The following is a 13,277-nucleotide window of genomic DNA, read 5'->3' on the forward strand; positions in this document are numbered from 1 at the left end:
TTCTCTATTTGCAGATCAGTTGCAATCTGGCACATCCAATCTGGTCATACCATTCAAGCGTGCTCTTGGCGGCGGTGTCAAGGCGAATGTTGTCGCGGTGGCGTAGCTCCGGGGTGCTTATCTACTCCGAGAACCATTGACCGACCGAATTGGATATGCCAATTTGGTCGAACCAGATCGCGATGTCTACCAAAACGCATGCGCACCTGGATGGTTGATTTACGTCGAAAATCTCGAAGGAGAAGCGCTGTGGCGAAGGAAAAGAGTGGCTACTACGGCCAGCGAAGGAAGTTCTGGTCGTGGGGATATGAAGGTGAAGCTAATTCCAAGGACGAAATCCGAACCATGCGAGACCGCGTGGAGCAGCGGCTTGGAATTAAAGACATCGAAATTCTGTCAGACCCGACTCTGGACGAGATTGAACTTTATGCGTCGCGCATAAAGATCCCGCGAACGCTGGAGGATTTCTGTACCTCGGAAAAATGGGACAGAATTGTTCATACGTACGGTAAGGGTTTCAAGGACATGACCCTTATCTACCGGCGCGATTTCAAGAAGGCTCCGGACGTCGTGGCCTATCCGCGCGACGAAGAAGACATCGCTGCCATCTTCGACTGGTGCGGGGAAAATAGTTATGCATGCATCCCGTATGGCGGCGGATCGAGCGTCACCGGCGGCTTCTGGGGTCCCGAGCGCGACGCCTTTCCCGGGGTCGTCGTAATCGACTTGGGCAACCTCAACAAGATTCTCGAAGTCGACCCCGTGTCGCGCTGCGCGCGGATCCAGGCGGGCATTCTCGGTCCGGCTCTGGAAGAACAACTGAAGCCGCATGGCCTCACCTTGCGCCATATTCCGCAATCGTGGGAATTCTCATCGCTGGGCGGTTGGATCGCAACCCGCTCGTCCGGTCACTATGCGACCCATCTCACGCATATTGACGACATGGTGGAAAGCCTGCGCGTGGTCACCCCGGCGGGAACGATCCAGAACCGCCGCCTGCCAGGCTCGGGTGCGGGACCCAATCCGGATCGGCTGTTCATCGGGTCTGAGGGCTCGCTGGGCATCATCACCGATGCATGGATGCGTCTACAGGGGCGTGTGAAATTCCGTGCGAATGCGTCGATCTCCTTCAAGACGTTCTATCAGGGTGCCAAGGCCGTCCGTCAGATCACCCAAGCAGGACTGTTCCCGGCGAACTGTCGCTATCTGGACGAGCAGGACGCCAAATTCTACGGCGCTGGAGACGGCACCGATTCGGTCCTGTTGCTGGGCTTCGAATCCGCCGACCATCCGGTGGACGCGTGGCTGGAGCGTAGTCTCGAAATCTGCAAGGACTTCGGTGGCGTCGTGAAGCAACAGGCGGGAACTGCGGACAACGCGCTGGAGACCAGCCGTAGCGGGCCGCAGGGTAACTGGCGGCACCAGTTCAGATATCTGCCCCGGTTGATGCATACGCGCGCAGCGATGGGAATCGTCAGCTTCACGTTCGAAACTGCCTACACTTGGGATCGGTTCGAAGAAGTCGATACCGAGATCATGCGTCGCATCCGGAAGGCCCAGAAGGAAAATCTTGGCGGCGGCATCGTCTGCCGCAGGTTCTCCTTCCTGTATCCGGACGGCCCGGCTCCTTACTATTCGATCATGGCTCCTTCGACGCACGCCAACAGCCTTGAAGCCTATAAGATGCTCCACGACGTTGCGTCGGACGCGCTAATCGAACTCGGCGCAACCATCACGCACCACCATGCTGTCGGAAAATCGTTCCGTCCTTGGTACGACAAGGAAGTCGATCCGTTGTTCCGCCGTGTGCTGGCAGCCGCCAAGACCGAACTGGACCCGAAGTGGATGTTGAACCCTGGGCTGATCGTTGACAAGCCAGCAGGGCTCAAGATCGTCGGATAGGAGTCCTCTGCGATGATTGATCTATACTTCTGGCCAACCCCGAACGGGTATAAAGCAGCCATAATGCTGGCAGAGTTGGACTTGGAGTATCGTGTAGTTCCGGTTGATATAACGGCAGGTGAGCAGTTTCATCCGGAATTTCTGAAGATCAATCCAAATAACAAAGTGCCGGCCATCGTGGATCACGATGGCCCGCACAACAAGCCATATGCAGTTTTTGAATCCGCGGTCGTTCTTATCTATCTCGCGGAAAAGTCCGGTAGATTTCTCTCTCAGGATCCTGAAAAGCGCTACGATACGCTAAAGTGGCTTGTATTTCAGAATACGACGATGGGTCCAATGCTGGGCCAAGCGCACCACTTCATGGTGTATGCGACTGAGAAGATCGATTACGCGATCGAACGTTATGATCGGGAAGTTGGTCGAATATACAACATTCTCGAGAAGCGCCTTGGCGAATTTGAATATCTCGCCGGCGAGTATTCCATCGCTGACATCAGCACATTCCCTTGGGTTCGCACGCGAAAGCTGCATCGACGTGACTTGTCGGAGTACCCGAACATTGATCGATGGTACCAGGCGATCAAAGACCGTCCGGGGGTTAGGGCGGGCATAAATACGTTGTCCGACAGCAAACAATGGGAAGCGAAGCCGGGCACCGAGGCCTGGAAGAATATGTTCGGAAAGAACTGAAGTTCGCAACAATCCAAAAGCGAGCGTCGACTCGAATGACTAACTGGGTAAAAGCCGCTCTTACGAAAGATGTGTCGGATGACAGCATTCAGCAGCTCAATATCAACGGATGCAAAGTTGCGCTCTACCGCTGCGGCGAAGAGTATTTTGCCACGTCTGACGTTTGTACTCATGCCTATGCACTTCTGTCCGACGGTTGGCTCGATGGTTACGAGATCGAGTGCCCGCTTCATGGCGCCCGCTTCGATGTTCGAACGGGCGCGGCGTTGACCTCACCAGCAGAAACGGCCCTGGCAACCTATCCTGTTCGTGTCGCCGGTGATGCTGTGGAAATCGATGTCACCTCGGCACCGTCTAATCCCGACGCGTCAACCTAACTTAACGGCAAGGGGGGCGACGATGTCGCCATTTTGTGTGACGCCCCCATCTCGTCCGAAATAGCCGCTCCGCTTTGCTACAAGAAAAATAGAGGAGGTCGAATTGACCAGCTTCAGGTCGGAAGTACCCAGCCCTGTGAGGCCGAGCGACGGTGGTGTCAGAGGTGGGCCAATCACACCCGAAATGGTTTCGAAGCTGCTGGACGATCGACCCGATGACGGAATATTTCGGGTAGATCGGACGGTGTTCACCGACCAGGATATTTTTGAGCGCGAACTTACTCACGTTTTCGAGGGGACTTGGGTTTTCGTCGGGCTGGAAAGTCAGTTACGCAAGCCGAATGACTTCGTGACGACGTACATCGGGCGCCACCCCGTCCTGATTACAAAGGACGGGACTGGAGAAATTCGATGCTTCTTTAACACCTGTCGCCACCGCGGGGCGATCGTTTGCCCCTTTAAGAAGGGCAATCAGAAATTCCATGTTTGTCGCTATCATGGGTGGTCGTACGATAGTGCCGGCAAGAATGTTTCGATGACCGATGAGAAGGATGGCCAGTATCCGCCGTCCTTTCTTGCGGATGATCATGGCCTCAAGCCTGTTCCCAAGATTGCAAGCTATCGAGGGCTTCTGTTTGCAAGCGTGTCGCCCGACGTGCCGACGCTAGAGGAGCATCTTGGTGACGCGCGCGCGTTTATCGATCTCGTTGTCGATCAGGGCATCGAAGGGCTGGAGTTCGTTGACGGAAACGTAAGCTACACGTTCGACGCCAATTGGAAGCTTCAGTTCGAGAACGGGCTTGATTATTACCACTTCGCTTCAACGCACAGTTCGTATATCGACGTTCTCAAGAAGCGTGAAGTGCGGAGAGGACCGCTAGAAGTAAAGCCGTGGAATCCGACAGAGACCGACCCCGACGCGCAAGGAAGCTTCAGCCTGGCGAGGGGGCACGCGATGATGTGGTCCATTCATGCGTCAAGGGTTTATAAGCTCCGCCCTCTCAATCAGGATGGCAAACTTCTGTCGACGGTTCAGGGGCAGACTCGGGAAGACAAGCTCAAGTGGATGTTTCGTCAGCGCAATCTCACGATTTATCCTAACCTGCAGATCGTTGATATCGGCACGCTGCAGTTGCGGACGTGGCGGCCATTGGCTCCGGACAAGACGGAGATTACGTCTCACTGTCTTGCCCCAGTTGGTGAAAGTGACGAGGCGCGCCGCGTTCGCATCCGTCTGTATGAGGATTTCTTCAATCCGAGCGGTCTTGCGACGTCCGACGACAACGTCATGTACGAGCTTTGCCAGACCGGCTACGGAGCTCGTTTCGCTGGTCCTACGCAGGGGTATGCGCGAGGCTTGAGGCCGAAGTCCGGCGAGGCACTCAACTACTCTTCCGAATTGCAGGTTTCACCTGATCGGTGGACCTATGGAGCGCCCCTGTTCGGCGATGAGACATGCTTTCATTCCGGTTACCGGGAATGGCTGCGCCTTATGACTCGTGATCCCTCGGAAGGCTAGGTTAGCGACATGTCAGAGGATGATTACCTGAAGATTGCTACTCGCGTTCTCTTCACGGAGGCAAGACTTCTGGATCAGAAGAAATTCCGCGATTGGGTCAAGCTCTACGCTGACGATGCGATTTTCTGGGTGCCGGCCTGGAAGGACGAGTACGAGACGACGTCCAATCCGAACCGCGAGCTTTCAATGATATATCATGAGAACTCATATGGGCTGAGTGACCGAATTGACAGGATACAGTCGCGAAAGTCCATCACGGCGATGCCGCTTCCGCGCACGGTTCATTCCTATACGAACATCATGGTCGATGCGGCCTCGACGGATTCGATCGAGGGAAATGCCTGCTTCACGGTTCATACGTACGATCCGCGCGCTTGTAAAAGCCATACCAACTTCGGACGCCTTGAATTTCGGCTGCGCCGTCTTGGAGAGGCTTGGCTGATCGGATTCAAAAAGATTTCCCTTACGAACGATCAAATGGCCACTGCGCTCGATTTCTACAGCGTCTAGCAAGTGCGTCGCAGATGAATATCAGCAGAATCTGCCAACTAGCCTTCGGCTGAAGGTATTGAATGTGAGAGTGCTCGGCGCCTGTCAACGGCGGATAAGGAGGACGGGCGCGCCGAATGTGCCCTTCCCCTACAGGGAGCGCTAAAATGCGTTTTGTGATTGTCGGAGCAGGCCTCGCGGGGCACACAGCCGCCGTGCATCTTCGCGAGTTGGCGCCACAAGCCAAGATCGATATTCTCGGAGACGAACTCGGCCTGCCGTATGATCGCCCGCCGCTGTCCAAAGAAGTCCTTGGCGAGGGCGCACCGCGCTATCTGGCAAACGCGGAGACCTATCATGAGAACGGTATTTCGTATCATCCCGGACAAACCGCGACGCAGATCGATCGAAACCGCTCCGAAATTCTAACCGCTTGCGGAAATGCTTATGCTTACGATCGGCTACTCCTCGCGACCGGATCGCGGGCGAGAAAATTGCCGGATAGCGTCGGGCAAAGCTCGAAAATTCTCTATCTGCGAACGCTTGAAGACGCGGTTCGCTTGAAATCCGTGCTTCGGGAATCGCGTCGAATTGCTGTGATCGGCGGCGGGTTCATTGGGTTAGAGGTTGCTGCCGCCGCTCGAGCGATGGCCTGCGAGGTTTTTCTGTTTGAGATGACGGATCGGATACTATCTCGCGGCATGCCTGCTATCCTGAGCCGTTGGGCTGAGAAATTGCATCGCCTGAACGGAGTCCAGTTCGAATTTGGCTCAAAGATCGATTCAATTCATCATCAGGATGATGGTTCGTTGCGATTGCGCTGGAATGCATTCGCAGATGTCGACGCAGTCGTTGTCGGGATCGGGGTTCAACCCAACACCCAACTTGCATCGGACGCGGGGCTGGACGTCGATGATGGTATTGTCGTGGATGATCGCTGCCAGACATCTGATCCGGCGATCTTCGCTGCGGGAGAGGTGACGTCACACCCCGTCTTAGGCGGCGCGTTTCGTCAGCGACTTGAGTCCTGGAAGGTGGCCTCGGGCCAATCGCTGGTCGCGGCGAAATCCATGGCAGGGATTGACTCGCATTATGCGGAGCCGCCGTGGCTATGGTCGGACCAGTTTGGACACAACATTCAGTCGTTAGGAGTGCTGCAAAATGCTGACCGCAGTGTCGTGCTGGACGATCCTGAAACGAACAATTGGACGGCAATCTTCCTCGATAGTCACGATAAAATTGCCGGCGCAATCGCGGTGAACAACGGCCGTGATATTTCGATGCTAAAGCGTGCCTTGCTTCATGACGGAATCATTCCAGAGAAACTGCTCAATAGAGCCGCCAGATAGCGCTCCTATTACGTGTTCATCATGAGAACCGAGATACCGAGCGATATGCTTGGCTTCGACCAAACTCATTGCGCCTATGTTGGCGCGGTTCATGGCGACGGACAGAAGCTTTTTTGAAGGCTCGCCGAGTGCGTCATTTCGCTAAGCGAGCCGAAGGGTAGCCCTCGGAGAGCATCCTCAGGAAAGAGTCAGAGCGGGGTTCCCATTGTCGGCTCTCCAATAGGCCGAATAGTAAAGCCGGTTTGGGCCCGCGCCATGCGCAGTTTTCGTTGCCTATTCCGAAGCTCTAGCCGGGACCGCGTTCGCAGCCGCGCCTTCCCGATCCGGCTAAGCTGGTCCCGCCGATGTTCAAGTGCGTCATGGCGGCGGATAAGGGGCCGGAAGGCGAGAGGAAGTTGTCAGTTAAGGTAGATAGCATCAAAGCAGAAGGGGACGCCGCATGTATTGTAATATAGCCGTCAGATCCTCGGTTGCCGCGTCGCGCGACGCACCCGTCGACCATAACGCTCGTTATCCGTCGGATCGGGGTGCTTGCCGCCGCCCTTCCAGTCGTCGGAGATCAGCCAGTCCTCGAAATAGTAAAGCCACGTTGTGGCCCAGGGTACGAATGTCTGATCGATCCGCATCGTGCCGGTCCACTCGCGCGTTCCTGGCAACGTGAGGCACAGGCGCAGGGGATCATGATAGACGTGCGGCAGGGGCCGCTCACCCGCCAAAGCCGAAAGCTCGGGGTCCGTGACGAAGACGCTTGGTGTTTCGCCCCGCTGAAATGTAATGCGCATGGAGTATTCACGGCTAAGGGGCGTCGGCCTGTCACGATAATCCCAAATAAAGCCAGTCGCGTGCAGCCGGCCTGTCCCCGTACAGATGGGATTGGCGCGCAGAAACATAAACTGCTGCGCGGGCGTCAGGTCTGGGCGGTCACGCGAAAACACCTAGTCACCGAAGAACGTGTTGGAGCGAACCGGCGTCGCATTGGCCGCGCTGGACAGCGTGAGCCCGACCGTCGGCGCGACGTAGAGCTTCTTGGCCGTGCGTGCCTGCGAAATGCTGTCGGTGCGAGCATCGATAACTTTGCGAACGACCGAACTCCCGAGGCTTCCTTCCAAGCTCTTGCCGATAACGTCGATGCCCTGCAAATCCGGAAGGGCCTCGAAGTCCGCCAGTGCCTTCGCATGCCACTCGTAGAAGGCGGCGGCGCGAGCCGGCTCAGTATTCCAGCGCTCGGCGAAGTTCTCGCCGACCGTGGTTTCGTTGGCCACCACATAGATCCGCCGACCATTGACGACCGGCTTATCGATGAAGTGTGGCATCAACCGAATGGTCGCGATCAGAACGTCAAGTTCGGAATCGAAAACAAAGCTCTTGACGCAATACTCATACGACTGTGCCGCGAGCGTGGTGATGATGATGGAGATCGGTGCGATCTCCTCGACGACTTCCAGGAAATGCACATCACGATGCCGCTTGAGGATCTGCACCGTCCGCCGCAGGATGCCTTTGGCGGTGCCATGCACAGGGAAGGGCTCGACGGCCGCACGGTCCTCGGCAGCGAGAGCCTTTTGCATCCGCAAGGTGGGGATTAGGGCTGCCCTGCGTTCAAAGAGCGCCTTGTAGCCTTTCGGATTCGTCGGTTTGAATTCCCGCAGCTTCTTGTCGGGAACCAATTCGCCGCCGTTGGCGCATTTGGCATTGTTGATCGTCGGCGAGATGTCGAGATGATATTCGCGTGCGTAGTTCAAGCGCCAGCAGCGCTTCTTCTCTTCGAGCATGGCAGCGTAGCGCGCGTTCTCCTTCAGGCGATCGCCGACAATGCGTTTCAACTCTGCCGGTGGCCGGTCAGCGGTAAAGCGCAGCACCTTGCAGATGAGATCGACGTCGAAATCTTCGCGCCCGATCGGTTTGACCGTCGTGCCGAGGCCGGTCGAGCCGTGAGCATAAATATCGATCCACTTCAGAAGAGGGTTGTCCGACCCGGAGAGCCATTCCGCGACAGCCTCGTAGCTCGTCCGCGCAGCCTCAAGCTGAGCAGCGGTCAACTCCAGCGCTTGGCAAATCTGATCGAGGAGCGAGTAAACCTCGGCTTTGCGCAAAAGCAGATGCGTCTGGGGAGGCGCCGTGAACATCTGATTCATGGCTCAATTCCTTTCACGGTGTAGATAGGTTTGAACGATTCGGCAGTTTCCGTCAGAAAAACGGGTTCAATGCGAGGACGCTCCTTACGAGCTGATGAGGCGCCCATGCCTTTGAGTTGCGCGATCTTGCGCGTGTCATCGAGATTGAAGAAATCCTTCGGCACATCCGGGCAGCACCGGAAAATCGCCTCACGTTCGTATTGATGGCCGGTAAGCAACTTCGCCATACCAAGCGCGCCATGCGACTGGCCGTCCATGAACAGGCGGGTCACATCCTTTGCGAGACCGCCCCAACCAGGCGCCTCGCCGATCATGTAGACCTCGTTGACGCAGCCCAGGCTCAGCACTCGCAGACTGCTGGCCGGCCAGTCGAGCAAAGTGACGGCCTCGACCACCGCCAACGCGATCGGGTTGTTGGCCCATACGCCGCCGTCGAGCAGACCGACATCCTCGGCGGTCCGGTGGCGCTTGTAGTAGGTGGGCGCGGCGGCCGTCGCCATCGCGGCATCGACGGCGAGGCGCTTGTAATCGGTCTTGAGGCGGGGATGATGCGCTGTCTTGAAAATATAGACACCGCGATGGTCGGCATCCCATGCGGGAATCACCAGTCGCGTTCTCGCATCCCCAATGCGCCTGCTGCCGAGAACTGTAGAGAGTTCGCTCCGCAGCAGATCAGCGTCATGCTTCGGGGTGACGATGTGCTTGAGGCGACGCCACGCGTCGCCGGCGAAGCTCGCCAGAGCGCCGCCCGACTGTCCAAAAATGTGTGGGCCGCGACGGACATAGAGGTCAAGGAGATCACGCGCGGGAAGACCCATCGCCAATCCGATCGCCAGAATGCCGCCCGTGGACGTTCCTGCGATCAGATCGAAATACTCTCCGATGGGCCGGTCGAGATCCTCTTCCAGAGACGTAAGAAAGGACGCCGGCTGCGTTCCCATGATGCCGCCGCCGTCAATCGAGAGAATTCGACGAATCGGCGGTTTATCTGAAGGAACTGCAACCTGCGTCATGTCGCTTAGCCCTTCGGAGGATAGGGATCGTGCCCGTAGGAATTCTTGTCGCGAATCCGACCGTCCGGCCGATGAATGACGACTTCGCTCTGCTGGTTGATCGCGATCTCCCGTGCAGCCCGTTCGGCATCTCCCTGGGTCGGATGGATCGAGGTTGCCCTCTCATTCCTTTCGCCACGCACGGCCCATTCGTCACCGTGCGGAACGACATGCTGATTCTTGCCTGCCATGCTCACAACTCCTGATTCCTTGACCTGATTCGCAAATCGTAATAAGTAGCTATACGCTCTGTCATAGCCTGAGCCGAAGAAATAGCCCCGCGGGGCTGTCGACGATCTAGACATGGAACTCTATACGATCTGTCATGGCCGAGTCAAGCGCACCAAAAGACTTCGCCTCTCGCCTGCGCAAAACGCGCGAAACGCGGGAGCTAAGCCAATCCGAACTGGCCAGGGAAGCCGGCATGCAACCTTCGGCCATCGCCCATTTTGAGGCTGGGCGCCGCAAGCCGTCGTTCGACAACGTGCGAGCGCTCGCGAAGGCGCTGAAGGTCTCGGCCGACTACCTACTCGGGGCGCAAGCCGCGACGACCGCCTTTCGCGACGAAGACAAGCTGAGCGCAAAAGATCGACTTTTTATTCAGAACATCATCGACACAATGATTAAGGACAAGAAATAGGGGGCGAAACATGGCGGGCTTTCGGTTGAAGATGGCAACCCAGCACGGCGAAAAGGTCGCTGAGGAATTTGGCTTCAATCAGTTTCCAGTTAGACCTCGAGAGATCGCCAAGGCCAGGGATATTGTCATCCAGGCGAAACCAGCCGAAGTGACGGGCGTGTCCGGCGCGATCATCTTCGCCGGTGATTCGGCCACCATCATCTACTCCACCGAGCACGGCAACGAAGGCTTCGAGAATTTCTCCATTGGCCATGAGCTGGGGCATTGGTTCCTGCCGGGCCATCCCGAGGAGATTATCAAGGCCGGCGGCGCGCACATGTCCCGCGCCAATTTTACACAGAATACGTCGATCGAGCTGGAGGCTGACCACTTCGCCAGCGGCCTTCTCTTGCCGTCCAATCTCACACGCAACCTGCTCTCCAATTATCAGATCGGCCTCGACGGCATTCTCAAGCTGGCTGAGAAGGCCCATTGTTCGATCACGGCTGCCGCGATTCGGGCCGCGGAGTGCGGCAGCTATCCGATGGCGATCATCGTCAGCAAGGGCAACGAGATCGCATATGCGTTTACCTCGGAGTCTTTCAAGAATCTCGGCAAGCTAGCGTTCTTGCGAAAAGGCGCTCCTTTGCCCGACGGAGCGACGCAGAGGTTCAACGCGGATGCGGCGAATGTCCTTCGCGCCGAACGCGCCGTTGGTGAAACCGACTTGGCGACATGGTTCGACGGCCCGGGTCGGATCACTCTTGATGAAGAGATCATCGGCCTTGGCAAATACGGCTACACCTTGACCGTGTTGACCAGCGAGGGGCTGCCCGAAGCCCCTCTCGATGAGGAGGATGAGGATGCTGAATTGGAGCGAAGCTGGACACCCCGCTTCGCTTATGGCCGGTAGCCACATCCGACATTGGGCCGATTAGCAGGGCCATGCTGCGGGCCGTGGGATTGCCCTCGAACTAATACGGGTGTTGCACCCCCCGCAACCATCCCCTCTTCGAAACAGTATTATGACCCTTCCGGTAATTTCGGCTGCCGGAGATGATATTTCGGACGTGGCCGTAGTCCAGGAAGGTCGAAAATGCTTTATCTTTCAGCGGGGGCTGACTGACACTCTCTCCGTCGCACTGCTTCTCCATTGTATCCGGCCGTTCGAAGCCACGGCAAAGCATTGGATCTAGGCGACAACGGCTGTTGCGGTTATCTCAGGCGGACAAGCGCAACGCGATGCAACGGATGCGAAATCGATCCTTCCAGCACGAGATGCACAAGCGTCGACGATTATCACATGAGCTTTGCGACGGGTTGAATTGGGCAACTTAACAGGCCTGATGATAGGCGACTCAAGCCTGCGCGCCTCCCTTGATCGGCATCACCTTCTTGGGATCGAGCCAGTGGTCGATCCGATCAGCCCAATGCTGCATCAGCTTCGTGCGCGAGCCGATCAGCGCGAGGGGTCCGTGCTTCTTGTAGAGACCTTCCACAGTAGAGTTATCGAGATGTGCGAGCTGCAGCTCGACGACATCGCCATCCCATGCCTTGGCGTCCTTGATCTCTTCGTGGTGAGATAGAGTCGAGAACGTGGTCCGGAATCCGTGGGCACAATGATCAGTCTTGGTATCAATGCCAAGCAGCCGCAAGCGCTTGTTGAGCGTATTGTTTGATAGCGGCGCGTCCTTCGAGCAGGAAAACGCGTACCGGCGATGGCCGGTCAGCTTCTGGACGCTACGCAGGATCGCGAGTGCCTGTCGTGACAAGGGCACAACATGGTCCCAACCGGTCTTCATCTTGGGAGCTGGAACAGTCCAGCGTTTGGCATCCCAATCGACCTCGCCCCATTCCATTTCATTGACCATGCCGGGGCGGGGAATGGTCAGCGCATTGAAGCGCAAGGCAAGGCCAACGACGTCACCAAATCTCGCTCTCGTCCACGGTGCGCTGATAAGTTTGAAGACGCGCGTGACGTCGCGTGGTTCGGTGACACCGGGACGCGGCGTCGAAATGTTGGCAATCATCTGTCCATTCAGGTTGCGGAATGGATTGTAGCCGTCGCCTTCGACGTCGGCATAGTCGCAGATCTGCTCGCCGATGCTGCGCACTCGGTCCCGGGTTTCCAGCCTTCCCTCTGCTTCATATGAACGCATGAAAGCGAGCACGTCGGGACGCTTGATGTCCTGCCTGCACAGCTTGCCGAAGCGAGCCTTGACGTAGCCGACGCGCAGCTCGAGCACCTCGACGGTCTTGGGGTCGCGCACTGCGACGATCCTGCCGCGCTTGACTTTCTCCACCTTCTTCTTGGCGAGCCACTCATCGGCCCATTGCGCGAAAGGCCGGGCGGCGGCCTGCTTGTGCTTGTCGAGCTGCTTCTCGATGCTCGGGTCTTTGCCTTCCTTGAGCAGGTCTTTGGCCTTGTCGCGCTCGCGCCGCGCGTCTGCGAGCGAGAACGTGCCATCCCTGCCGTTGCCGTAGGGGCCGATGGAGTAGGTTTTCTGGCGGCCGTGGAAACGGTAGTCCATCCGCCAGAGCTTGGAGGCAGCGTTGCCGGGCCTGCTCACGTCCGGCGTGACGAAGAGATAGAGCCAGCCGCCGGTCACGTCGGAAATCTTAGCGGGACTCCACGCGCCATTGTCGAATTTCGGTCGGGCGGCGCGGCAGTCGACGTCGGTCTTAATCTGCTTGGGATTGGCGCACGCGCCGTCGTTCTTGCCGCCCATCGGCTCAATTCCTTCATTCGGCAAAGCGAAAGTCGCCGTGAACGTTTGTTCTCCCGATACCAGCAAAAATACCAGCAAATCGGGCGGCTGGGATCGGAGGAGAACAAACGGTGACGAACTAGAACGTACGCGGAAGTGCCTATTTTTCAAGGCTTTCCGAGCACGGTGCGGACGGTTGCGGACGTTTCGGAACGGGCTTGAACAGCCTGGTTGGTGCCCCTGGCCGGAATCGAACCAGCACTCCTTGCGGAACTCGATTTTGAGTCGAGCGCGTCTACCAGTTCCGCCACAGGGGCCCTCGGTCGGCCCCTCCAGAGGAGGGCGTCGCGAAGCCGGCGGACTATAGCCATGGCAAGGGCGGGGTCAACCCGCGCCAAAGTGATCCCCGGCGTTCTCGACAGGCCCTTGGGTCG

14 protein-coding genes and 1 tRNA gene are annotated in these 13,277 nt (G+C 57.4%); 9 read left to right on the forward strand and 6 right to left on the reverse strand.

Annotation, left to right across the window (positions count from 1 at the left end; all coding sequences use genetic code 11):
• Window positions 1-249: 249 nt before the first annotated feature.
• The 7 genes from X265_RS06205 (at window position 250) to X265_RS06235 (ending at window position 6,474) form a co-directional block, all read left to right on the forward strand.
• A complete protein-coding gene (locus X265_RS06205; RefSeq protein WP_006018762.1) occupies window positions 250-1,902 on the forward strand; it encodes an FAD-binding oxidoreductase in 1,653 nt (550 codons plus the stop codon).
• A 12-nt stretch (window positions 1,903-1,914) separates the two neighbouring features.
• Complete coding sequence (locus tag X265_RS06210) at window positions 1,915-2,595, forward strand: glutathione S-transferase N-terminal domain-containing protein (protein ID WP_006018763.1); 681 nt, start codon at window positions 1,915-1,917, stop codon at window positions 2,593-2,595.
• Window positions 2,596-2,630: 35 nt separating this feature from the next.
• Window positions 2,631-2,972 carry a non-heme iron oxygenase ferredoxin subunit gene (locus X265_RS06215; RefSeq protein WP_006018764.1) on the forward strand — a complete coding sequence of 114 codons (342 nt, stop codon included), beginning with the start codon at window positions 2,631-2,633 and terminating at the stop codon, window positions 2,970-2,972.
• Between the two features lie 184 nt (window positions 2,973-3,156).
• Complete coding sequence (locus X265_RS06220; RefSeq protein WP_237863165.1) at window positions 3,157-4,491, forward strand: aromatic ring-hydroxylating oxygenase subunit alpha; 1,335 nt, start codon at window positions 3,157-3,159, stop codon at window positions 4,489-4,491.
• A 9-nt stretch (window positions 4,492-4,500) separates the two neighbouring features.
• The gene (locus X265_RS06225) at window positions 4,501-5,001 is read left to right on the forward strand and encodes an aromatic-ring-hydroxylating dioxygenase subunit beta (protein WP_006018766.1); all 501 of its coding nucleotides are present in this window, start codon (window positions 4,501-4,503) and stop codon (window positions 4,999-5,001) included.
• Window positions 5,002-5,147: 146 nt separating this feature from the next.
• Window positions 5,148-6,329, forward strand: coding sequence for an NAD(P)/FAD-dependent oxidoreductase (locus tag X265_RS06230; protein ID WP_006018767.1), 1,182 nt, complete (start codon window positions 5,148-5,150; stop codon window positions 6,327-6,329).
• Window positions 6,330-6,405: 76 nt separating this feature from the next.
• A complete protein-coding gene (locus X265_RS06235; protein WP_244438006.1) occupies window positions 6,406-6,474 on the forward strand; it encodes a DUF2274 domain-containing protein in 69 nt (22 codons plus the stop codon).
• 313 nt (window positions 6,475-6,787) lie between these two features.
• On the opposite strand, the gene X265_RS06240 is transcribed toward X265_RS06235, so the two are convergent.
• The 4 genes from X265_RS06240 to X265_RS06255 are packed head-to-tail and all read right to left on the reverse strand — an operon-like array spanning window position 6,788 to window position 9,707.
• Entirely contained in the window at window positions 6,788-7,264 is a 477-nt protein-coding gene (locus X265_RS06240) for a type II CBASS E2 protein (RefSeq protein WP_013500415.1), read from the reverse strand.
• On the reverse strand, window positions 7,265-8,422 hold the full coding sequence (locus tag X265_RS06245) for a nucleotidyltransferase domain-containing protein (RefSeq protein ID WP_244659255.1): 1,158 nt from the start codon (window positions 8,420-8,422) through the stop codon (window positions 7,265-7,267).
• A gap of 38 nt (window positions 8,423-8,460) precedes the next feature.
• A complete protein-coding gene (locus X265_RS06250; RefSeq protein ID WP_006018770.1) occupies window positions 8,461-9,477 on the reverse strand; it encodes a CBASS cGAMP-activated phospholipase in 1,017 nt (338 codons plus the stop codon).
• A gap of 5 nt (window positions 9,478-9,482) precedes the next feature.
• Complete coding sequence (locus tag X265_RS06255; RefSeq protein WP_006018771.1) at window positions 9,483-9,707, reverse strand: DUF2188 domain-containing protein; 225 nt, start codon at window positions 9,705-9,707, stop codon at window positions 9,483-9,485.
• A gap of 134 nt (window positions 9,708-9,841) precedes the next feature.
• Here X265_RS06255 and X265_RS06260 point away from each other — a divergent pair, with 134 nt between their 5' ends.
• Window positions 9,842-10,156 carry a helix-turn-helix domain-containing protein gene (locus tag X265_RS06260; protein ID WP_013500416.1) on the forward strand — a complete coding sequence of 105 codons (315 nt, stop codon included), beginning with the start codon at window positions 9,842-9,844 and terminating at the stop codon, window positions 10,154-10,156.
• Between the two features lie 10 nt (window positions 10,157-10,166).
• Complete coding sequence (locus X265_RS06265) at window positions 10,167-11,048, forward strand: ImmA/IrrE family metallo-endopeptidase (protein ID WP_006018773.1); 882 nt, start codon at window positions 10,167-10,169, stop codon at window positions 11,046-11,048.
• Window positions 11,049-11,493: 445 nt separating this feature from the next.
• Here the strand turns inward: X265_RS06265 and X265_RS06270 are convergent, their stop codons facing one another.
• Together X265_RS06270 and X265_RS06275 are read right to left on the reverse strand one after the other, a co-directional pair.
• Complete coding sequence (locus X265_RS06270) at window positions 11,494-12,864, reverse strand: tyrosine-type recombinase/integrase (RefSeq protein ID WP_006018774.1); 1,371 nt, start codon at window positions 12,862-12,864, stop codon at window positions 11,494-11,496.
• Window positions 12,865-13,075: 211 nt separating this feature from the next.
• Window positions 13,076-13,160: transfer RNA gene (locus X265_RS06275), tRNA-Leu, on the reverse strand.
• Window positions 13,161-13,277 lie beyond the last annotated feature (117 nt).

This window comes from Bradyrhizobium guangdongense (assembly GCF_004114975.1).
Lineage (GTDB): Bacteria > Pseudomonadota > Alphaproteobacteria > Rhizobiales > Xanthobacteraceae > Bradyrhizobium > Bradyrhizobium guangdongense.

What these genes read in the sequence shown, in the direction of transcription:
- X265_RS06210 (WP_006018763.1), top strand. Translation starts at nt 1,915, where the DNA reads ATGATTGATCTATACTTCTGGCCAACCCCGAACGGGTATAAAGCAGCC.
- X265_RS06215 (WP_006018764.1), top strand. Translation starts at nt 2,631, where the DNA reads ATGACTAACTGGGTAAAAGCCGCTCTTACGAAAGATGTGTCGGATGAC.
- X265_RS06220 (WP_237863165.1), top strand. Translation starts at nt 3,157, where the DNA reads ATGGTTTCGAAGCTGCTGGACGATCGACCCGATGACGGAATATTTCGG.
- X265_RS06225 (WP_006018766.1), top strand. Translation starts at nt 4,501, where the DNA reads ATGTCAGAGGATGATTACCTGAAGATTGCTACTCGCGTTCTCTTCACG.
- X265_RS06230 (WP_006018767.1), top strand. Translation starts at nt 5,148, where the DNA reads ATGCGTTTTGTGATTGTCGGAGCAGGCCTCGCGGGGCACACAGCCGCC.
- X265_RS06250 (WP_006018770.1), bottom strand. Translation starts at nt 9,477, where the DNA reads ATGACGCAGGTTGCAGTTCCTTCAGATAAACCGCCGATTCGTCGAATT.
- X265_RS06255 (WP_006018771.1), bottom strand. Translation starts at nt 9,707, where the DNA reads ATGGCAGGCAAGAATCAGCATGTCGTTCCGCACGGTGACGAATGGGCC.
- X265_RS06260 (WP_013500416.1), top strand. Translation starts at nt 9,842, where the DNA reads ATGGCCGAGTCAAGCGCACCAAAAGACTTCGCCTCTCGCCTGCGCAAA.
- X265_RS06265 (WP_006018773.1), top strand. Translation starts at nt 10,167, where the DNA reads ATGGCGGGCTTTCGGTTGAAGATGGCAACCCAGCACGGCGAAAAGGTC.
- X265_RS06270 (WP_006018774.1), bottom strand. Translation starts at nt 12,864, where the DNA reads ATGGGCGGCAAGAACGACGGCGCGTGCGCCAATCCCAAGCAGATTAAG.